Origin of the sequence: Furfurilactobacillus siliginis (genome assembly GCF_001437435.1) — a bacterium.
Taxonomy (GTDB): domain Bacteria; phylum Bacillota; class Bacilli; order Lactobacillales; family Lactobacillaceae; genus Furfurilactobacillus; species Furfurilactobacillus siliginis.
The window spans coordinates 48,715-71,377 of record NZ_JQCB01000006.1; the positions used below are offsets into that span (position 1 = coordinate 48,715).

17 protein-coding genes are annotated in these 22,663 nt (G+C 44.8%); 5 read left to right on the plus strand and 12 right to left on the minus strand.

The features are described from left to right. Positions 1–6,753: MBG domain-containing protein (locus IV55_RS05580; protein WP_272946584.1), on the minus strand; the 6,753-nt coding region annotated here is incomplete at its 3' end. A gap of 30 nt (positions 6,754–6,783) precedes the next feature. Further along, complete coding sequence (locus tag IV55_RS10690; RefSeq protein WP_146993625.1) at positions 6,784–6,879, minus strand: KxYKxGKxW signal peptide domain-containing protein; 96 nt, start codon at positions 6,877–6,879, stop codon at positions 6,784–6,786. Positions 6,880–7,381: 502 nt separating this feature from the next. Here IV55_RS10690 and helD point away from each other — a divergent pair. After that, on the plus strand, positions 7,382–9,691 hold the full coding sequence (gene helD / locus IV55_RS05585) for an RNA polymerase recycling motor HelD (protein ID WP_162260733.1): 2,310 nt from the start codon (positions 7,382–7,384) through the stop codon (positions 9,689–9,691). A gap of 42 nt (positions 9,692–9,733) precedes the next feature. Further along, positions 9,734–10,198 (plus strand): Rrf2 family transcriptional regulator, encoded by a 465-nt coding sequence (locus IV55_RS05590; protein ID WP_057810189.1) that lies wholly within the window; start codon positions 9,734–9,736, stop codon positions 10,196–10,198. 291 nt (positions 10,199–10,489) lie between these two features. Here the strand turns inward: IV55_RS05590 and IV55_RS05595 are convergent, their stop codons facing one another. Next, a complete protein-coding gene (locus IV55_RS05595) occupies positions 10,490–11,194 on the minus strand; it encodes an MIP/aquaporin family protein (RefSeq protein ID WP_057810190.1) in 705 nt (234 codons plus the stop codon). An 80-nt stretch (positions 11,195–11,274) separates the two neighbouring features. Next, complete coding sequence (locus IV55_RS05600) at positions 11,275–12,435, minus strand: cation:proton antiporter (RefSeq protein ID WP_057810192.1); 1,161 nt, start codon at positions 12,433–12,435, stop codon at positions 11,275–11,277. Between the two features lie 60 nt (positions 12,436–12,495). Here IV55_RS05600 and IV55_RS10325 point away from each other — a divergent pair, with 60 nt between their 5' ends. Further along, on the plus strand, positions 12,496–12,573 hold the full coding sequence (locus IV55_RS10325) for a type I toxin-antitoxin system Fst family toxin (protein WP_146993626.1): 78 nt from the start codon (positions 12,496–12,498) through the stop codon (positions 12,571–12,573). 155 nt (positions 12,574–12,728) lie between these two features. On the opposite strand, the gene IV55_RS05605 is transcribed toward IV55_RS10325, so the two are convergent. Next, positions 12,729–13,295, minus strand: a complete 567-nt coding sequence (locus tag IV55_RS05605; protein WP_057810195.1) for a TetR/AcrR family transcriptional regulator — start codon at positions 13,293–13,295, stop codon at positions 12,729–12,731. 42 nt (positions 13,296–13,337) lie between these two features. Continuing rightward, the gene (locus IV55_RS05610) at positions 13,338–14,669 is read right to left on the minus strand and encodes a YhgE/Pip domain-containing protein (RefSeq protein ID WP_225425847.1); all 1,332 of its coding nucleotides are present in this window, start codon (positions 14,667–14,669) and stop codon (positions 13,338–13,340) included. Between the two features lie 190 nt (positions 14,670–14,859). On the opposite strand from IV55_RS05610, the gene IV55_RS05615 reads away from it, so the two are divergent. After that, positions 14,860–15,162: a type II toxin-antitoxin system RelB/DinJ family antitoxin gene (locus IV55_RS05615; protein WP_057810199.1), complete on the plus strand. Its 303-nt coding sequence runs from the start codon at positions 14,860–14,862 to the stop codon at positions 15,160–15,162. Between the two features lie 189 nt (positions 15,163–15,351). On the opposite strand, the gene IV55_RS05620 is transcribed toward IV55_RS05615, so the two are convergent. From IV55_RS05620 to IV55_RS05645, 6 genes are all read right to left on the minus strand, one after another. Then, the gene (locus IV55_RS05620; RefSeq protein ID WP_057810201.1) at positions 15,352–16,683 is read right to left on the minus strand and encodes a dihydrolipoyl dehydrogenase family protein; all 1,332 of its coding nucleotides are present in this window, start codon (positions 16,681–16,683) and stop codon (positions 15,352–15,354) included. Positions 16,684–16,764: 81 nt separating this feature from the next. Further along, complete coding sequence (locus tag IV55_RS05625; RefSeq protein WP_057810204.1) at positions 16,765–17,787, minus strand: ABC transporter ATP-binding protein; 1,023 nt, start codon at positions 17,785–17,787, stop codon at positions 16,765–16,767. Beyond that, positions 17,787–19,316 (minus strand): ABC transporter permease/substrate-binding protein, encoded by a 1,530-nt coding sequence (locus IV55_RS05630; protein ID WP_057810206.1) that lies wholly within the window; start codon positions 19,314–19,316, stop codon positions 17,787–17,789. Before IV55_RS05630 ends, IV55_RS05625 begins: the two co-directional genes overlap by 1 nt. 117 nt (positions 19,317–19,433) lie before the next feature. Further along, positions 19,434–20,684, minus strand: coding sequence for a tyrosine--tRNA ligase (gene tyrS, locus IV55_RS05635; RefSeq protein ID WP_057810207.1), 1,251 nt, complete (start codon positions 20,682–20,684; stop codon positions 19,434–19,436). A gap of 299 nt (positions 20,685–20,983) precedes the next feature. Further along, complete coding sequence (locus IV55_RS05640) at positions 20,984–21,478, minus strand: hypothetical protein (protein ID WP_057810209.1); 495 nt, start codon at positions 21,476–21,478, stop codon at positions 20,984–20,986. Then, entirely contained in the window at positions 21,475–22,188 is a 714-nt protein-coding gene (locus tag IV55_RS05645; RefSeq protein ID WP_057810211.1) for a hypothetical protein, read from the minus strand. Before IV55_RS05645 ends, IV55_RS05640 begins: the two co-directional genes overlap by 4 nt. Before the next feature lie 197 nt (positions 22,189–22,385). On the opposite strand from IV55_RS05645, the gene IV55_RS05650 reads away from it, so the two are divergent. Further along, entirely contained in the window at positions 22,386–22,604 is a 219-nt protein-coding gene (locus IV55_RS05650; protein WP_057810213.1) for a hypothetical protein, read from the plus strand. Positions 22,605–22,663: the final 59 nt, after the last annotated feature.

Genomic DNA, 22,663 nt, shown 5'->3' on the forward strand with positions numbered 1-22,663 from the left:
TCCGGCTTGCGTCAACTTAACGACGTAACCAGTCTTGACATTCTTAACTTCGGAATCGGCGAATTCAATGTCACCGTCTACCAATGTGTACGTGCCACCAGCTGTCAACGCCACACTGTACTTATCCAAGATATTTTTGATGTCTGTCGCAGTGCCGTCATAAACTTTCGTATCCGTACCAGTCAGCTTATAAGTGGCGGCCGCTGGCGTGATTACCAAATGACCATCAGTAATGTTTTTTGCTGGTAAAGTTGTTGCATCAATCGTGTATTCAGTATTAGCAGCCTGTAAGCGAGCAATTCCTGTTGCAGATAATGTGACAACATATCCTGGAGCCGCTTTAACATCTTGACTGTCGTTGCCAGTACCAGTCTGCCGTTGGAAATCAGAAAGTACCCAGCCACCGGTTGGAGCGACTAAGAAACTAGGTAGCGTAACTGTATGAATCTTATCGGTTGCAGCGTTGCCGTCATAAACCTTCGATTCGTTACTTAAGGTTGCTGTGATTTCGTTTTGTGCATAAATCCAAGTAACCTTCAGTTCTTTAGGCGCATCGCCAGCATTTTTGATTCCAAAGTTGTATTTAGCAGTGCCATCAGTGTTGTAGGTAGCTGTTCCGTCGGTTGTATTCAAAGTAACAGATAATGTATCGCCGTTTTGATCCTTAGCACCCGTTACGTGATAACCCGTTACAGCTTGGGCAGTTAGTGTACCAATCGACGTGCCTAATTCTTTGTTCTCAATTGGTGCATAGACAGGCTTATTGGCGTCTGTAACCTTGTCTAATCCTTCAGTATCTTGAATCAGGGAGTTTTGGAGGTGCAGTGTGAGCTTAACGGCACTGTAGTGACCGAAGCTCTCGCCGTACACGAACATATTAACGATACTTTGTGTACTATTTGCCACGTCAGTTGTTGCCTTAACCTTCACGGTAACAGGGATCTGCCCATCTTTTATTGTCCCAAAATCAATACCATCTAGATTATGGTAGTTAGCAGCAGTGTCATTTCCATAAAGACTTGTTTCGTGTGCTTTCAAATAACCGTTTAGGAAATTATCAATCGACGCCTCATCTAAATTGCTGTCTAACGTAATGCTGTCTAGCGGATCAGTCTCAGCTGCTGCATGGAAAGTTAATGCCAAAATCTTTTTAGCATTTAATTTGTCGTCAACTTTGTAATTAAAGTTGTATTCGACGACACCGTCTTTATTTACATAGTTCCCAGCCGAAGCCTTAACATTGATCGTATCTTCTTTGATAACGGTTGTGAATTCAGATGGGTCAAGAATGTTAGAACGTTCAATCACGGCAATTTCATTGGTGCCGTCAGTCAAAACAAAATTATTAGAAAATCCATTGACATACATCGAACCAATGTAAGCATTCTTAGATGCATCTGAACCTGTGATTGCTGTCGTCACAACCAAGTCAGTTCCGTCAACCTTAAAGGTATTTGTTCTAGTAATACCATCATTATCGGTCGAAACTATTGGCTGCAGTTTCGTTAGATCAAGTCCAGTTAGTTGGTCACCGGAAATTCTTTGTTCGAACGAAATTCCCTCATAAGCAGAACTCTGATTCGAGTCTGTAACTTGTGGATAAGCTGCAGTTGCAGGGTGAACAACCACAGTACCGTCAGCACCACCCTTGATGTCTTTCCAAACATAGCCAAGCGTCTTGCTGTAGTTATGAATCAATTCATTGTTATTCTGCGTACCATCAGTACCAAAAGTCGCAAACTTAACGGTCGTGGTCTTAGTTTCATCACCACTGTATAGCTTGTAGTTATCGTAGCTGCCGGCATCTTTGGTGATCGTATCTTTCTTAGTTGTATCAGATTGACTTGCGCCTAACTGAACAGCTTGAATAGTACTACCACCAGGCAGTTCCGTCTTTCCATCAGGCTTAACAACATTCTTAACTAGAACGTTCGCCTGCAAGGTCAACTTCATCGTCAAACTCGAGGCAGGCAAGTTATCAGTCTCGTCAGTACGAATCGTGCCATCATCATTGAATGAAAGTGGTAGCACGATCTCTGGCGTTGCGGAGATGTCTGCAGTTGGATCAAAGGTAACTGTTACATCACCATTTGTGGCGATTGCAATACTAGTAACACCAGTAGGCAATGTCATGCCGGTTGGTAAAGTAGTAGCGGTAAATGACTTGCCCTTCATCTGGTCAAACGCAAGACTAAACTTAGCTAGATCAGCAGCCGGAACAAGCGCCAATAAATCAGCGTTCTTCAAGATATATGATTTGTGGTCCGTGGTAGATAAATCAGTTGACGTGTTAATTGTCTTTTCAATTGTTGTCCGGACAGTTGAGCTAACAAAGGCATTCAAATAAACCTTATCACTCATGTAATCTGGCGTAGTATCAACGTTATCGATATCGTCCTGGATTGATAGGTGAAGGCCTTTACCCATGATTAATTTCTTTTCATCGGCAGTTGGCGTGTATGTCAACGTTTTGCCATCGGCAGAAATAGTCCATTGTGAATTTGTTAGTGTAACTTTCGTCCAATCGAAAATCTGTGGTCCAACGTTTGGTGTGGCAGTACCATTGGCCACGTTTCGGTATGAATTAGTAGCAGCGGATAAGTCAATCGTAACCACACCTTTGGCTGCGTCGTAAACTGGCACAACACCGGTATCAATAGTCACATTACCAGCAGCATCTTTCTTACCGTCGGCTAACTTGTTGATGGCAACGTATGGAATTGTCGCCTTTGCGTCTATCCGCTTACCAATTGTGTAAGAAGCAGTCACATTTGGTCGTTGTGTTGCAGTAGGATTTTTATTTTCGTCCAAATCAACTGCCGTCAAATCGTCAGTCTTGGTTTCTTCACCACTGACAAATGTTAGGGACATACCCTTATCTTTGTCGATTTCGTTATCGGAATCGATGCGATTATGATCAGGAACTAAAATGACACCAGCTTGATCATCATGCGGCATTAAAATTGTTACACGATTAATATTTGGCTCAAGCGCATCAGCGTAAATCCCATCTGTGCTAGTTACTACAGATTCTGGATCAGGATTATCTGTTCCCGATATTCCAGTGATGGCAGCACCTATGCTACCCGCAGGAATAGTCTTATCTATGAAGGCGTTAGACTTCGGAGTGGCACTTAAAAGCTGCGTCTGTGTAGCGGTAAAGATACCCTTATAACTATAATCAGCAAGAGAAATCGACCCATCAGCGTTAATCCATGCATCTAAGTGTGCTTTGTCTTTATCACCTATTGTAGTTACTTGGTTTGGCTTTAGTTCAGAAGACTGAGTTACTCCATTTTTGTCAACAGTAATAACCTTAATTACACCTGCTCCATCGTTAGAGATAGCAATGGACTTAAAGTTACTGCCCTCTTTTGGTGTTACTGGAACATCTCTATAAGCGCCAGTTGTTTCATCACGATCAGGAACAACTAATTTATCATCCTTAAATGAATAGTAGGTCGTCTGCTTAAGTTCTTGATTATCTTTTTTTAGTTTATCTGTAACTTCAATCGTTGACATTTGACTACGACGATAGTTATATCCGCTCTTATAGACATTATTAAAAGCCCCACCCCTATCATCGTTAGGAGTCACGTTCATAAGTGAATTACGCTGTATCTCAACACGATATTTAAATGTTCCATCAGGGTAATCAACACGTGCAAGGTGAATATAAGCCTGGCTATTTGAGCCGTCAACAACTGACATGCCACTACTTTCGTCTTCACTACCATGCGGAGCCGCATATTGTAGACTTAGAACATCTGTAATATTAGTTGTTTCGTTAGAAACAATAACATTAGCTTTCTGGACAACGTTCCCATCTTTGTCCAGTACTGCTGGACTTTCGACTTCCGCTTTAAGACTAATAAAATTGTCTTTTTCGTCAGTAGTTAACGTTAATTTAGTGGTCGTTCCATCACTATTGGCCGATGTATCTATTAATGTTTTTTTATTAGATTCACCAAAATCACTCTTAGCCGGATAAAGGCTACCAACCAGATCTGTATGGTACTGGAAGTTATATTTAGCTTCATCGCCAAGTGGAGCCTTATCAGGTAAGCCCGAAAGTAAATTCAAGCCCTTATTTGCTGCACCATAACCAGCTTCGAAAGCTGCAGCCGCAACTGCCTGTTCATGATAATACGCATAATCAACAACGTTTTGCATAGTTGACTGTGTTGTTACAGCTGCGGTTTTATCGATTCCTAGTTTAATTTGTGCCTTATCGTTAGTAACCGTTGAATCTTTAGATACTCCGATTGCCTTTGTATCATACTTTGTCGAATCGTAGTAAGCACTCGCATTCAAGTCAATCCCTTGAAGAAAATCATCTGCTACATTAACTGGAACTGAATCATGGCTTATCGTTGGAATACCGTTGTTATTCGCGGCCGATATAACAATATCATGGTCAGCCTTATTTAAAGCTTGCACAATATAACTTTTCTCATTGCTATCCGTATGATACATAGTATTGAGGGCATTAAATACTGTCGTATAAACATACGGGCTTTCTTTATACCATGCACTTTCCTTATTAACTGTTAACCCAGTACTACTTTCAATACCATTGATTTGATTTTCTGCAGCCGTTGTCCAGTCAGCACGAGCACCATATGCTACTTGAAGCGCCAAATTATAAATTGCATTTACGTAATGGCCAGCAGAATAGACGCCCCCGTTGTCATTATCTGCTACAGCAAGATTAGCTCCTCCAGAAGTAGTTACAGTACTACTATCCTTGACAACATCATACGTAGTGCTTATTCCAGACAACACACTAATGATGGCTTTATCAATCGGGTTTTCTTTAGCACTCACCTTAGGGGTTTTTGCGACACCCGTTGGTACTAAATAACCATCCTTTTCAGTAAAGGTAAAAGAACTATTATTTCCAGCGTTAAGGGTCGCGTCATTTTTTGTCAAAAAGTATTTTGCATAACGATAACCATTAACAAAGACTTGTTGTAAGTCTGCATTTTGCAAAATTGGATCACTAGCAAAATAGCCTGCGCCACTCAGTGCCTGAAAATCGGTACTACCAGGACCTACAGTCGATTTTTTGGTTGTAACCATGTAGCCATCTTCAACAGCGATTCGCTTACCTTGCATTGCATCTAAAGCCGCTTGCTTAACACCTTCAGCATAGACCTCTTTAACTTGGTCAAGCGTGGCATCGGAAATCTTACGACCTAAATTCAAAAATATTTGAGGATACGCAGGCTCCATCGAATTACCAATTATATCGGTTGGATGACCATTTCCATCATTGAAAAAAACCCCTGGTTTATTGATATCCTGTGTGTTATAGACACTCGTCCAAAATTTATCCGCCGTTGGTAACTTTTGTGAGTTGTCACCGTTACCAATCCATGAAGAAGTATTTAAAGCACCTAAACTAGCAATTCCACCATATAATGGACGATTGACTAGGATGGCAGAATTGTCTTCTTGGGCTGGATCCCCCATCGAAGTTAACCAAGCCACAAAATCATTGTAAGCCCAGGTGTATATGTTCGTCTTTCCAGCCTGCATTGAAAATGCCATTTTAGCTTTTAACTGTGCCCAGCCTTCATTCGCACCCATCACACCATACATGTAGCTGGTTGTGTTTTCTTTAGTCTCGGCATCAAGGAGCCCATCATAAACGTTATAAGCATCTAGATACCCTTGTAAAACATCTACAATTGCATTCTTATAACCTTGATAAAATTCATCGGATTTTCCGCCGAGCTCAGCTCCACCAAGTAAAGAACCGTGGGGGCCCCAGCCAAAGCCATCCAACGTGACTATAAAATCTTTAATGTCAGCGTTTTTAAAATCTTCAATCGTTGCTGCATTGAAGTCGCTCATCTTATCGCCAAGAAATGACAACGGACTCAGTACTGTTGCCGGCCCGTAACCAGGAATCATAAAATGGGAAATGGTTGGAATCTGCCCTAAGCTTTCATAGGCTCCGGAATTGTCAGTAATGTCATAAGTCGCATAGTCATATCCGCCAGCTTCGGTATCAACAATCGCTGGCGTATCTGACATCGCAACCATGTTAATCGACTTGGCGCCAGAGCCACCAAGTAACTTCCTAGCTGCGTCCAATTCAGCTGCAGTTGTCCCGGCAGCCATTTGCACGTTTAAGACGCCGGTTTGCTGGTTAAGCTGCACAGTGGAACCCTTTGGCAACTTGCCAATCAAGCCGTCTACATCAATCTTAGGCTGGTCGGTCTGTGCTGCAGGTGTCGCAGCATCATTAGCAGTCGTTGCAGTTGCTGCTTGTTGCGTGTTTGCAACGGATTTTTGGTCAGTTTTTGGTGCAATAGCATCCGCGGAGGCTTCGGTTGCTTTTGCAGCAGGTGTGCTAGTAGCTGGTTGTGCTTTTTGATCAGCCACTGCTGATTTTGGCGTGCTTAAAGAAGCCGCTGAAGTTGGTGTCTTTTGATCAGCAGTTGCTTGACTAGCAGGCGTTGATTTAGTGGCATCTTCACTGGCCGCAGCGGACGTCGCAGTTGCTTTAGCTGCTGACTGTGGCGTTGCTTGCGCACTTGCAGGTGTCATCTGTTGGTCGGCGGCCGCACTGGTTGATGTGGCTGCTGAAGCTGGCGCCGCTTGGCTCGTCTTTAGAACGACACTGTTTCCACTGTCGTTAGCCTTGCCGGAAGGAGTCGCCGTATTTGGTGTTGCTTGGTCATTAACCGTTGGGGCTTTGTCGGCACGTGCCGTAATGCCCCCTTCTAATAAACCAAGGCCCACACCAAACGCTAAAATACTGGAAAACAGCCACTATTTCCCAGATTTATACATCCGGTAATGCTCCGTTGTATTCATTTTTTCTAATTTTTGTTTATTCATACATACCTCCAGATTGCCCACGTCCATTTAATCAACATATGCTCTCATTGACTCTCATGCCTGACGTCATATCCTCGTTTATGAAGATAGTTATCTCATAATAATGAAAAACATAATTAGTTATCATTATAACCGAAAAACCAGTTATGGAACATATAAAATCAATTCATAATCAAGTATTTTAACAACTTGATAATTGACGTGCGTTACATATTCCTCACACTTCTATTTTACCGAGGTCTAACGCCTACTGTCACTCGATATGCCTCGAAATCGAAACATCTTTTAAGCCCATTAAAAGATTCATAAAACCGGAAACTTTTTTGTAAATATTCAAGCTTTGTCAACTTGTTTGACCACCACTGATCGTGTTACTACGCTAATTATTTTTCAGGCAGCTTGTGAAGTCGTCAAAACCTGTCAACCGCAGTCCTCCAAATTGTAAGTTCCACCATTTGACGAGTTAGCGATTAACCCTTAGAATGAGCACCGTTGAATTAATGAACACTTGACTGAACGGAGGCCCCCCTTGGCAGACACTGACAGACAACAAGAACAGACACGCGTTGACCAAGTTATGGACGAGATTCATCGTCAGCTTGCCGCCAGCGAAGAGACTTATCAAGCGGCTCACGCCGAGACGGGCGCCATTCAGAAAAACTATGCGGATAACGCATCCGTTAATACCTTCGAAGTCGATGACGCGATGGAAACAAACGCCGAATTGCAACAACAGCGGCAATTAGTCTACTTAGCCGTCACCAACGAAGAGACAATCGGTCAACAGTTGGACAACCTCAAAGCCTTGGACCGTTCCGCTTACTTTGGTCGCATTGACATCAAAGATGCCGGCGATACAACCAGTGATCAGCTATACATCGGTACCTTTTCGTTAACTGATGCGGATCAAAACTTTTTGATTTACGATTGGCGCGCACCAATTGCCAGTATTTATTACAACGGTACTTTGGGACAGGTTCACTATCAGACGCCAGCGGGCAAGCAGACCACTGAGCTGACGAAGAAACGTCAATTCACAATTAAAAATGGCACGATCACCAACATGTTTGACACCAACGAAACGGTCGGTGATGAAATGCTACAAGCCGTTTTAGGTGAACAAAATGATGCCGTGATGCAAAATATCGTCGCTACCATTCAGAAAGAGCAAAACGACATCATTCGTGACACTGCCGCTGATTTATTAGTCGTTCAAGGCGTCGCTGGTTCTGGGAAAACGTCTGCCATCTTACAGCGCATTGCGTACCTGCTCTATCACAGCCGCAATGGCGGGCAGAGTGAAATTGCCGCAGATCAAATGATTCTGTTTTCACCGAATCGGTTGTTTAGTCACTACATTTCAGAAGTCCTGCCGAGTCTCGGAGAGCGCAACATGCGGCAAGTGACGCTGGATGACTTTTTAACGCAACGACTACAAGGTCTGCATGTCCAGACACTGTTTGAACGTTACGAAGATGATGCGACGACAACCGACCACGCGACCACTGATGTACGTGATTATTTAGAAAGCACGCAATTAATGGCCGATTTGAGTACCTACAGTCGCAGTGTCAGTGTCGCTGATCTGCGTTTCAACGATATTTTGCTCGACGGTAGTTTATTCTTCACCAAGGAAGCGATTGCGGCCATCTACGCTGAACAACCAGCAACGATGAGCACCCCAAATCGTTTCTTGGCAACGAAGAATACCCTAATCAAACAGCTAAAACGGCGGATCAAAACTGAAGCTCAAGCAGATTGGGTCGCCACCGAATTAGATAACCTGGACACAGAACACTACCATGACTTACTTGGTGATCGCCTGGGCACCTTTAAAGAACTCGATGATGAGATGGCTTTCGCAGCCCGCGCCATCGTGCGCCGCCGCTTCTCTCCAATCTACGAAGCGCTGTTCAATAATTACTTCTTAGATATTTATCGTCAGTACGACCATTTCCTGCAAACAACAGCACCGGAATCAGTCGATGCCACCAACTGGTCCATGCATGAGCAAGACTTCGACGCTGGCATTGAATATCATCGGATTGACCTAGCGGATAGCGTTCCCTTGTTGTACTTACGCGACCTCATCACCGGTGGTGGACAAAATCGCAGTATTGCTTACGTCTTCGTCGATGAAATGCAAGATTACTCACTCGCACAGATGTGCTACATCAAGCACGCCTTCCCAAAGGCGAAATTTACATTGCTCGGTGACAGTGAACAGGCTCTCTTCAATCATTTACAAACACCGCAGGAACTGGTGCATCAATTAGCCGACGCCTTTCAGGCAAAACGTCCGAATTTGATCACCCTAAATCGTAGCTATCGTTCCACCATGCCCATCACCAACTTCGCCAAAGGCCTGTTGCCTGATGGTGAGCACATTCAAGCGTTTAATCGTCCGGGTGACTTGCCACAAATTCGGTTACGCAAGGATACGACAGCGGCCATTACAGCAACTGCCGAGGTTGCCGCACAAGAGCTAGCAACTTATGGCACCGTCGCAATCTTGACCAAGAACGTCATCACTGCGCGCTCAGTCTATCGTGATCTCCACGCTGCTCATTTACCGGTGTCACTCTTAAATGATGCAGACCGGACGTTGCCTAAAGGGGTAGTCATTATGCCTGTTTATTTGGCAAAGGGACTAGAATTTGATGCAGTCGTTGCTTACGACGTCTCCAGCACAAATTATCCCAGCGACGATGCCATTGGGATTTTATACACGATGGCATCACGGGCAATGCACCACCTCACCTTAATCAGTGTTGGTGATGCCAGTCCCGTCATCAGTCATGCCGACCCGAAACTGCTAAAGATTGAACATGAATTTTAACGTTATGGTGGTGGAACCCACGCTGCCCAGAAAGAGGCTCTCATGAAGTTAGATTTTTCCGTTGCGGTCCACAGCATTCTCTATTTGGATGCCGAGAGTCCGCGCAAAATCACCAGCGCTGAGTTGGCTAAGTCACTACAACTGAATCCCGTCATGATCCGTAACATCCTGTCTGTCTTACACAAGCAGGGGTACATCAGCGGTTCCGTCGGCAAAAAAGGCGGCTATCTGTTGGAACGCGATCTAGCTGACATGAACGTCGGGGATTTGTACGACCTCACCATCCCTCCTATTTTGAGCTATGCCAAGTTCACGACTGGAACTTCTAAAGGTCTCACCCCTAACTCCGATGATCCGACTGACATTTCTGGCAACATCGGTGAAACATTGAATGATCTATTCACCTTAGCCGACAAGGATTATCGCAAGTTCTATCATCGGTTTACCATGACCGACTTGAAAGCTGACATGCTGAATCACGGTCATTTTGAAACTTTGGTGAACTAGTCGAGTATCTCCACAAAACCAGGACAACAACGAACTCACTCCGTTCGCCGGCACACAGGTGGAACCCCTTGCCGTTCGCGGCTTTGCAAATTTTTTGCAGCCACTCGCTCTCGGGGCGCCACCTGTGTGCCATCGTTGTTGCCCTGGTTTCGTGGAGAGTGATGGCTAGCTTTGCTAGCCATCACAAGACCGCAGTTAACGTTAAAGTAAATGATTCACACAAAAATGCGACCAGGAATTGGTTAGCTTACCTCGTGAGTAAGTTAATCAATTCCTGGTCGCATTATTTAATTATTGTATTTTGAATAAAGCAGCCGCTAGTAACCCACCTAGGATTGGTCCAACAAGTGGAATCCATGCGTAGGACCACTGGGAGTTACCTTTGTTCGGAATCGGCAGCAACGTATATACCAATCGTGGGCCCCAGTCCCGTGCTGGGTTGATTGCATAGCCAGTCGTCGTTCCCAGGCTCATACCAATCGCAAAAATCAAGAAACCGACGATAAATGGTTTCAAGCCCACCGTAAAGTTACCCAGATTAAGCAGCACATAGATAAAGGTAAACGTTGCAATCGTTTCACTCAGCAAATTAAACACTGGTTGGTCGATTGCTGGCGCCGTTGCAAATATACCAACGTGATTTCCTTCAGCCGGTGTAGTCACTTTTAAATGCGGATAGTAATGAATCGTCACGACAATTGCACCAAGCATGGCACCTAAAAATTGCCCAAGCAAGTAACCACTCACCTGATGCCATGGGAACAAGCCAAAGACTGCTTCAGCAATGGTGACGGCTGGATTGAGGTGCCCTTGTGAGCCAATATTGCCTGCCACGTAAACCCCCATCGTCACAGCCATCCCCCAGCCAAACGCAATCATTAACCAATCACTATTTTGTTTGCCATAGGTCTCATTCAAGTTAACCCCGCAGTTAACGCCGACCCCTAATACAATCAGGACAAACGTTCCCAGTAGTTCACCTAGAAAGCCACTCATCTTCGCCACTCCATCATCATTATTTTGATATCGCTTACATAGGCATAATGACACACTTTTCCAGGGCACACCAGATTTATTTAATCAGCCGTTTCATTTGTTCCGTTAAGGGACCAACGCAACAATAGCGGTGCTGCCAACGTTGCCAAGACGATCACAAAGATAATATCGACATATAGTGCCTTAGGTAACAAATGTGCACCAAAGCCAATTTGCGCCGTGATCAACGCCATTTCGCCGCGAGCAATCATGCCCGTACCAACGATTCGCGCTTGTGAGCGCTTGAAACCGGTCAACTGCGCACCAGCTTCGCCGCCAATCCATTTGGTGGCAACCGCTAGCACTGTCATTAGCAAGATATATGGTAACGATGACAAGAAGTTGGTAAAGGAAACTGACAGTCCGATGCTCACGAAAAAGACTGGGACAAAAAAGGCATTGCTAATCGGTTCGATATGATCATCAATCGTTTGTTTGACATGTGTCTGGGCAACTGCAATACCGGCAAAAAAGGCACCGATTGCGCCGGATAAGCCAACCAACTCAGCTAATTCAGCCATCCCCAAACAAATAACCATCGCCGTGACCGTTCGGGCCGACGGAATCAGTAGCCGATCACTAACACGCATTAAGATTGGCGCAACCCAGCGCACCACCAGATAGGCTGCGATAAAAAATGCTGCCTGAAGAAGAAATTGCAGTAGCAACGAATTATTACCAGATGTCGCACCGCTGCCAACAACCGCAATCATCACGCTCAATAGCACCACGCCAATAATGTCGTCAGCCACTGCTGCACCAAGAATCGTCGCACCTGGACGCGAATTAAGCATCTTGAATTCACGCAAAACGGCCACCGAAATGCTAACGGATGTTGCCGAAAAGATTACACCAATGAACAGTGCTTCTTTAATGCCATCGCCGAGCAAATAGCTGGTGGTACTCATCACTGCAACCGGCAGCAACACCCCACACAGTGCCGTTGCCAACGCTGGTTTTAAATATTTTTTCAGCTGATTTAAGTCACTTTCAAGACCAGCCATGAACATCAACAAAATGACGCCAATGTTGGCAAAGGCTGTCAAAATCGTGCTTGGATGCACCCAATTAAGCACCCCTGGGCCGATGACGATGCCAACTAGCAATTCACCAATGACCGCTGGAATCGCCAGCCGCGCAGAAAAGTGCCCAGCCAATGTCGTCGCAACTAAAATCAAGATCAGTGTGGCAATAAATGACATGAATAAACTCCCTTCGCATGGCTATGATGGCTTTAGTATACACGAGTTACTTACTATGATTTGACTCACGGGCTACTTGTTGTCGGAATTCTGCTGATCTTATTCAAGCAGTGGTTAGACAACCGCAACAAGCATTAACCGACTACCTGTTTAATTTAAAACATAATTATTCAAAAAAAAGACCCCCACAGAGCTGCAACTCTGCGGGGCTCTGACACCTATCGTGATTTTTCAATTCTGAACCTTCTCAATAATAACATGTTTCCAAATAAACGACACTTTTTACGACGCACCTACTTCAGGTGTTCAGCAAAGTTAACCACATTTGTTTCTACAAACTTCTCGGCTGGAATATCTACTGGTTGCCCAGGAAATGTCATCTTAAACACCATGTGACCGAAGTTGATCAGCATAAAGTTAATTGCCTCAGTTTCAGCATCTAAATCTGCACGGATTTCGCCCGTTTGCTGTAACCGTTGAAATGCCTCGACCAATTCTGTCCGAAATCGCAATGGCAATTTATCAACAGACGGAAACTGACCATTATTGCGCAACGCCACAAAAAACAAGGCAGCATGATCGTTAATAAAGGCAGCATATGTTTTCGCAACCCACATCAAGTCCACCGTTATGTCACCAGAAGGTGCAAAGTCGAGCTTAATCTCATCAATGCGCCGCAGATATTTCTCCAACAACGCATCCATTAACCCATCTTTGTTAACGAAGTGCCGAAAGAGCGTGCTTTCGTTGACACCAGCTGTTGCTGCAATCCGTTTTGTGGTGATACTGTCATAGCCATTTTGCTTCAGCAACGATCCAAAAGCAGTTAAGATCTGTGCTTCCGTTGATTCTTTCGGCATCACTATTCCCCCAAGTAATTATCTTACAAATAGTGTACTCGCTTAACTTAACTTTGCAAAATCAAGAACCGGCTGCCGCTTTCTGAACGTCACAATTAATAGGTTGATCAAAATCAGTCCGCCAATCAATAACGCAAACTGACCCCATAACTGTCCCGTGCCAGTCCCGCCATACATGATGTTCATATCTCCAGCAATCGTGTAGAACATCGGTGCCACAAAATGAAGCGCCGCGTAAAAATGATTCATCGCAACTAACGGAATCATTCCGGCGCCGGCCACGACCTGTAGCATCGTTAAAAAGATGTTCAATGATGTGCCCATCTGACCCATCAATAGAATCAACACACTATTTAAGTTAAATGCAGCAAACATCTCTAGTCCATGATTCAACCACAGCGCCCCAAATTGACTGCCGGTTAGTTGCATCTGTGGCATCACCGCCGCAACGACCGCTGCAGCTGCAATGATTGAAATTAAGATCATGCTGATTTCCAGCATCCCAAACGCCTTAAAGCGGCCCACCATACCAGCAAATTTCACATACGTGCCATACAATAATAAGCTGCCTAAGAGGGCACCGATATACATTGCTAACGTCAAGATAAACGGTGCCAAACTGTAATTCAGACCAGTTCGTACCTTATTCATGCGGTGGATATTCGTTGTTACGGAATTCGCAACCGGTGCATATTTTTGCTGCACTTGTTGTTGAATTTCCGTTTGCTTATCACGGGAAGCCTGATCTAATGCTTTCTGTTTTTGTTGCGATTCTGACTGTAACTGTTGTTGCAAGCCTTGTTGTAATGGCGCAGGTGCGGCACTGATCTGTTGTTGCTTACTTGCGACCGCTGCATCCAGCTGTTGCTGTTGCGCTGCGACGACTTGTTTCAGTTTGGCAAGGGGTTCTTTACGCAACACCGCCTCACTCTTTTGCACCATCACTTGTTGATTAACTGTCTTGCCAACAGTCTCGGCAACGGTCATCATGCCGCTACTAACCGATGTTTGCACGGCATCATTCACATAAAAATTCAGCTTTGCCGGCTGATTTTGTTTAACAGTGCTGGCGAATCCATCTGGAATATCAATAATTAAATACGTCTTGCGTGCATTCATTTGACGCTTTGCTGCAGATAAGTCATGCGTTTGGTGAACGTGTTTAAACGGCAACGTTGTTCGTAATTGTTTAGCCAACTGTTTGCTCGCCGAATCTCGATTAACGACTGTAATCGGTAAGGTATCAAACTTCTGTGGCATCGCATGGTATCCCGTAAAGTAGATTGTAAAAATCAAAAAGCCATAAACAATCACCATTCCCGTTGTTATCAACACACCACGACTCGTCAAAAATTTTAAAAATGTTTTCATCATGCACCTCCGCCTAATGTTTGCCCAGAGTTTAGCACGATGTTTTACTGCATGCAAGTGCTTGCTTGCGTCAACTTGAAAAGAATCTACTCACAAAAACTATGCAAAAAAATCAGACAGCTATTTTCTTTGTATATTATTTAAGCCAAAAAGCTCACGTTGGGTGTACAACGTCCACAAAGAGGTAATCATAATGTCAACAGATGTTCGACTAAACGTACGCATGGATAAAACCACTAAGGATCAAGCAACAACGATTCTTGAAAAAATCGGCCTTGACCCCAGCACTGCGATTCGCATGTTTTTTAAACAAATCATTGTTCAAGATGGACTACCCTTCGCAGCTAAAACCACGACTATCAGTGACCATGAACTAACTGAAATAAAGCAGATTCTGTTGCAAAGTCGCCAAGACGTTCTTAATGGTGATATTTACGATTTAAAATCAATTAAAAGTGACTACACAGATCGGTTAAGCGGGTCCAACAATGACTAACTATCGAGTTTACCTTTTTAAAACCGCACGCAAAAATAATCATGGTCCATGGGATCTACTCACAAAATCAAGATTACATTAACCTGCTAAACTTTAAATAACACCACCGTATATCCATAAATTAAAAGCGTATTGATTCCAATTCATCACAAAATTGGAATCGATACGCTTTTTTGATATTAGCTAATACTAAAAGACATAACCCAAATCAGAGGCCGGTGTTGGATATGCTAGCACCATGTCATTCAGTGCTTGCGCTGTTGCATGGCGATTGATCAAGAACGTGAGGTAATTGATCATTTCATCGGCAACACTACTCAATACACTTGCACCCACTAATTCTCCGGCTTGGTTGAGTACGACTTTCACCTTTGCTTTTGGATCGTGAATTCGATTATAAGTATACCAATGTGTCATGTCGATGGTCTTAATCCGTAATTTCGCGTCATCTGTAGCGGCAGCAGTACTAATTCCAACCGTAGCTAAGCGTGGAACCCCGAAGATAACCGTTGGAATGGCTGGATAAGCAATGGGTGCCGTTGTTGTTCCTGTCAGCTGACCCGCTAAATAACGCGCATCGAAACCTGCAACCGGAGTCAATTTAGGCACGCCTGGTTTGGCAACAACATCCCCCAGCGCATAAATTCGTGGATTCGTTGTTTGCAAATGGTCGTTGACCACGACGCCCTTGGCATCAGCCTGAACGCCAACGGCTGCCAAGTTTAGGGTGTCGACATTCGCAATTCGCCCAGTCGCACCAATCACGGCGTTCGTCGTCAACGTAAAGCCATCATCGTTACTGATCACAAGACCTTCGTCAGTCTTGGCCACATGGGTAACATCAACGTTCAGCTCAAATTTAACGCCATCTGCCCACAACTGGTTCACTAAATCACTCACCAACTCCTGATCAAACGCCTTTAACGGCCGGTCATTATGCAATAACATGTGCACTTCCGCCCCGGCGGCGTTTGCGATGTCAGCTAGTTCAAATGCAATGTAGCCGCCACCGATAAACGTCAGCCGTTTAGGCAGCTCACGCATGTTTAAAAAGTCAGTGCTGGTTTGAATCAGTTCACCACCGTCAATGTTCAGCCGTGCTGGGCGTTGACCAGTCGCAATGATCATTTGTTCAGCAGTCACTGTCTGATCATCGACGTTCACTGAACCATCAGCATTGAAGCGTGCGTGTCCCGTCAACGTTTCAATATGCGCTTGTTGAAGACCACTCAGAGTACCACTTGGAATCGCATCCGTGTACGCAAACTTATTTCGCATCAGATCCGGCCAATTGATTGACGTCGTTCCGTCAATTCCTTCACCTTGCATGTATTCCGCATGCCGCTTTGCTTCCACCGCTGCCACTAGAATCTTCTTCGGGTCACAGCCACGGTTTGGACAGGTACCGCCCCATAGATTTTCTTCAACCACTGCGACTTTTTTACCGGCTGCTTTCAGTTCATAAGCTAACGCTAGTCCACCAGGACCACCGCCTAGAATCAGTTGATCGTAATCGCTCATGTCATTGCCTCCATTCACGTCGTTGCACAGCATCATTACTGTCAGTGTACTGAGTTTATGTCATTCAAACAACGCATTTGCTCACGCATCGTCCTCATGCAAGTGTTGACTCAAATAATGAACCACCATCGTCGCATCGATAAAACCAAGCTCCTTATTACCGCTGACGACGCGCAGATAATCAACATCTTTCATTGCATCGAACACGTCGCCAAGGACTTTGTCAGATGAAATATCCAATACCCGCGCACCAGGTTGCGGCAACGTTGGATAAGCAAACCCTTGCATGACCATCTTGCCCACGTAAACATTTTCCACGTTATGCGCAATACTTTGCGCAAAGAATTGCTTCACAAAGCCATTTGCCGGGTGCTGTGAGACATTGTTTGGCGTGTCCACCTGTAGAATCTTGCCTTCACTCATTACCGCAATTCGATCTCCAAGCTTAAGCGCCTCATCCATGTCATGCGTCACAAAAATAATCGTGTCATGTCGCGAAGCATGAATGTCGAGCACCAGATCCTGTAACTGCGTCCGTGAGATTGGATCTAATGCTGAAAATGGTTCATCCATTAGGACTACTGGTGGTTCTGGCGCAATTGCACGACAAATTCCGATGCGTTGCTGCTCCCCACCTGAAAGTTCGCTAGGCATCCGATCACGATATTTAGCCGGATCCAAACCGACACGCTTTAGTAAGCGATCAACGGTCGCATCAATTTCTTCACGTTTAACACCCTTCATTTCCGGGATAACGGCGATATTTTGTGCGACTGTCATCGTCGGAAATAAGGCAATCTGTTGCAGGACATACCCGATGTTCCACCGTAATTCCTGCAGGTTTGTTTGCCGAATATCCTGGCCCATGATGGAGATTGTCCCCGCCGTCTGCGGCTGCAATTGGTTGACCATCTTTAAAGTAGTCGTTTTACCACTCCCAGAAGTCCCGACCAACACGAATAGTTCACCAGCATTGACCGTCAAGTTTAGATCCGGAATGACCAAATTGCCGTTGAATTCCTGTTGAACGTGATCAAAATCAATAAATGGTTTGCCCAGCCGCGCTTCATACGCCGCCTTTGACGCATTAATTTTGACAGTCATTAGCGCGCCTCCTTTAACAAGTGATGACTAACCAAGTAATGGTGTGCGACTTGCTTTGCCGACTTTTGTTGCACATTGACTTCATAATTCATTTCTTGCATATCCGTTTCCGAAATCTTACCAGCCAGCTTATTCAAGCTTTTCGCCACGCCGGGATGTTTTTTCAACAATGCTTGTTTCATTAATGGTGCTCCTTGATAAGCTGGGAAGAAGTGCTTATTGTCGCGCAGAACCGTTAAGTGATACTGGCGCAACTCACTGTCAGTAGAATAAGCATCCACCAGGTTGATGTTCCTATTATGGATTGCTTCATAACGGAGCTTAGGTTCCATCGACTGCGCCGACAACTTTAAGCCGTACGCTTTATTCACACCAGGCAGCCCATCGGGACGATCAATGAACTCTAATGTCATCCCTGGTTTAACCTGATTTTCAACCGTCCGCAGTTGACTAATATCATGGACGTTCCATTGTTTCGCATCAGCATTACGAATCGCAAGCGCAAAGGTATTGTTGTACGCCATGGGCTTCAAGTAGGCCATGTCAAACTGGCGGTCTAAGTCCGTTTTCGCTAACTGATAGGTCTGCGTCGCAGTCAATTTTTTGTCACTGTGTGGTTGCTTCACAAGGCTTTCTAATACCGTCCCAGAAAATTCTGGATAAATATCAATTTGATTATGATCCAATGCATTAAATAGGAAACTCGTCTTCCCGAAGTTTGGTTTCAGCGTGACATGAACGTCTTTGTTATCCTGTTCAATCAAATCCTTATACATATTAATCAGAATGTCCGGTTCTGAGCCTAATTTACCAGCAATCGTGATGTTATCCTTCGGTTGTTGAACCGCGTGATAGACGCTTGTACCACCGATACCAAGTAATAGAACCACTAGACCTGCCACCAAGTAACGTGGCCGCACATGTTCCAGACGATTGATCAACCAACTCAACACGATTGCAAGTAACGCTGAACTGATTGCGCCAATCAACGTTAACGTCGTATCGTTGCGATCAATCCCTAACAGAATGAACGTCCCTAAACCACCAGCACCAATCAACGCAGCCAATGTGGCCGTTCCAATGATGAGGACTAGCGCTTGGCGAACCCCTGAAATGATAACGGGCGCTGCCATTGGTAATTCTACTTTGAATAATTTTCGCAGTTCGCCCATACCAAAGGCTGTTGCCGCTTCTTCAATCGACGGATCAATCTCATCGATCCCAATGTATGTATTTTGAAAAATAGGCAGTAATGCATAGATTACTAACGCAATGACTGCTGGAACCGTACCAATCCCCACTAACGGAATCAGTAATCCCAACAGTGCCAACGATGGAATCGTCTGCAAAACACCGGCAATTTGTAGCATCACTGCTGCAAACCGCTTGTGGTGTGTCGCCCAGATTGCCAGTGGAATCGCAATCACCATCGCAATCAATAGCGATACGATGGAAATTTCTAGATGCTGCCACAGTGCGGTCAATAAGGCGCCGCGGCGATCAATTAATGTTTGCAGCAAGGTGTTCATTATTCGTGCCCCCAACTTCTAATCGTAATTCGTTCCGATGCACAAAAAAATACACACCTATGAACGGTGTGTATTATAAACTTACTAATTTTCAATAACTAATGATAAGCACGAAAATTATTGAACACGTGCCAAGAAGTACTTTTTCTTCCCACGACGCACGATGACAAACTTACCATCGAACATCGCCTGAGGATCCACTTCAGCCTCTAAATCGTCTTGTTTGTCACCATTAATGGTGATTGCGCCATTGGAAACATCCTCACGTGCCTGACGTCGTGACTTTTCAATGCCACTTTCGGTCAAGAAATCAACAATGTTCTGCTTGTCAGCGGTTGTTGTCACACTTGGGAATGCCTTGAAGCCTTGTTCGATTTCATCAGCACTTAATGCTTTTACATCGCCAGAGAACAAAGCCGCCGTGATCTTTTGCGCCTGGGCCAACGCAGCGTCACCATGAACAAATTGGGTCACTTCTTCTGCCAACCGCTTTTGTGCAGCACGCTTCCAAGGTTCCGCCTTTACTTGTTCTTCTAAAGCCGTAATTTCTTCTTCGCTCAAGAAAGTGAAGTACTTCAGGAACTTCACCACGTCATTATCATCTTGGTTCAACCAGAACTGGTAGAACTCGTAAGGGGTGGTCTTGTCAGCGTCTAACCAGATGTTGCCACCTTCGGACTTACCAAACTTAGTACCATCGGACTTCAGCAATAGTGGAATCGTCAGCGCAAAGACTTTTGCATCTGCGCCTTCGACACGACGAATCAGGTCCAAGCCAGCGGTGATATTTCCCCATTGATCGCCACCACCAATTTGGAGTTGCACGTCTTGTTCACGGTACAACGTCAAGAAATCAATGGATTGCAGAATCTGGTACGTAAATTCAGTGAAGGAAATCCCAACTTCCAACCGTGATGCGACAATTTCTTTATTCAGCATCGTCTTCACGTTAAACAGTTTGCCGTAGTCACGTAAGAAATCGAGCAGGCTTAACTTAGACAGCCAATCGTAATTGTTGACCAACCGAAATTGGTCTTCACCGAACAGACGAACTAACTGTGTCTTCAAAGCTTCCTGATTATGTTGCACCTGTTCCATGCTTTGCAACGTCCGTTCTGCCTTCTTACCAGAAGGATCACCGATCGAGCCAGTCGCACCACCGATTACGATCACGGGTTTGTGGCCCGCCAGCTGGAACCGTTTCAAAATCATGAAGGGAATCAAGTGTCCAATATGCATTGAATCCCCGGTTGGATCGATTCCACAGTAGAGGCTGATCGCCTTTTCTGTCGTTAATTCCCGTAAACCATCCTCGTCGTTGGTCTGATTAATGGCACCACGCCACTTTAATTCATCAACAATGTTCATCTTGCTAGTTCCTCCTTAAATTTTGGTACAAAAAAAGTCCCTTGTTTTTACACAAGGGACGATTAACCGCGGTACCACCCAAATTATTGCATTGCTGCAATCACTTTCGCATCGATACCCGGATGCACCGTTACGACGTGTTAAAACGCTGTAATTCGCATGGTTAATGTCACTGATTCACACATCCATCAGCTCTCTTAGCAGGGATCAACCATCCTAATTGACCATTTCTAGTCACGTTTTCGTCGCTTAATATTGTTGTCATTGTACTGACAGTTTCCGCCAGTGTCAACCACGGCTTAGTGAACGAAAAAGACGTAATCTAAGGTCGTAGGATTTTCTTCAGGTTGGAAACGAGATGGATCGTAGCGTTCATATGCATACGCTAAGTTATCCCAATCGTTATCTGTCATCATGTGATGGCTTAGTAAATCCTTGTGCGCAGCTTCCATCGCAAGATTGCCGAATAAATCACCAGTGTCCGGATTTCCGTTAACCCACGCAACTGCAGCTGGACTTTCAGGCACTTTGATACTTTGAAAACCTTCAGGAACCTTTTGGCCTTTACGGAACCACTTACCAATCCAGTAAACTGGTTCGCCCGCACCGAATACCAATAGCCCAATCTTTGCAGGATCTAATGGCTTATTGATTGTTTCCAGCTCTTTAAATTTATCAGTTGTTTCCCAATCTAACCAGGCGTAGTTATATGACCCATTTTGTTGACTTGCATAGGGTAGCCCAAACAATTGTCGTTCTGGTTCCGTCACCAATTGGCGATGTGTTACTTTCATTGTGGTGCCTCCTTAGTTTGTTGCCTAATGACATCTTGCAGTGTTTTGTGCTGGCGGTCAAGTCGCCATAGATATGGTGATACACGCGCTGGGCAGGTCGCATCCAATTGCTGACAAAATGTCGTTGCTGTTGCCGCGGTCGTCGAACGACCAGTTAAGCCGGTAATAATTCGACTTAGGTGAACATCAAACAACGCTTGGCTTGCTTCAAGACCAGTAATCGTTTGCCGCTTGTCCAACAACAGAATCAGTAATAGTGCATTGATTTTCTTAATGCCGATTCCTGTAATGGGTTGTAATCGTGCAACCAACTCTTGATAGCTCGGGACTGTTAATAACGCAGTTGCCTGGCCCTGATACTGTGTCGTGATTGTTGCGCCTAAGCTTGCTAAATTACGTGCCATTGTGCTCGGAAAACGATGTAGTGCAGGCTTCATTTTGATTGCAGCCGCTAATGCCGTCTCATGTGTGGCAAACCATTCCGGCGTAAACTGCTCAGCACCAAGTCGCTGTTGTAGATTCCCCGGTAGCTGCCAAGCCCGCTTAGCTGGTATCGATTGATCAGCAATCACGCCACACAGCAGCGCAAAATCATCAGTCAGTAACCACGTTATCTCTGTCGTTGAAAGCTCAAAGTCACCCACAAATGTTGTTGGCTGATGTTGTTGGTAGTCAGCTCGTAAGCTTTTCAAGTCCACTGCGTTAATCATTGCTAATCGTTACTTCCTATAATTATGACATCTTGCCTTTCCTGTTCATAGTTTACGCTGGCAATTCAACAGATACCAGCGCCATGCTTGCAAGCTGTAAAAGAAGCAGTTAATTATCAACTAGATTAGGTACATGTTACACTCGCCTTACTACCGAATCGTTGCAGAACACACTGCGTGAAAGTGAGGTGGCAGTGATGCATGTCGTCTTAGTTAATCGTCAAACCAAAGAGAAACGAATCATTCACAATTGTGAATCCATTGCCTTAATTGATGCTAATAACGAACCCCATGCGCCGCAATACCAAGTACCTAATGCTCGTCAGCAGCTGTCCGCTCAAGCATTCATCATCAATCGTGTACGTGAACAACCAGAAACTTTTGGCACCGCTGAGTGGCAACTAACGAAGGATTAAAAGTAAAGCGTGGACTAAAAGTCGAGAAGTGACGAGCAAGACCTAGAACGACCATACGA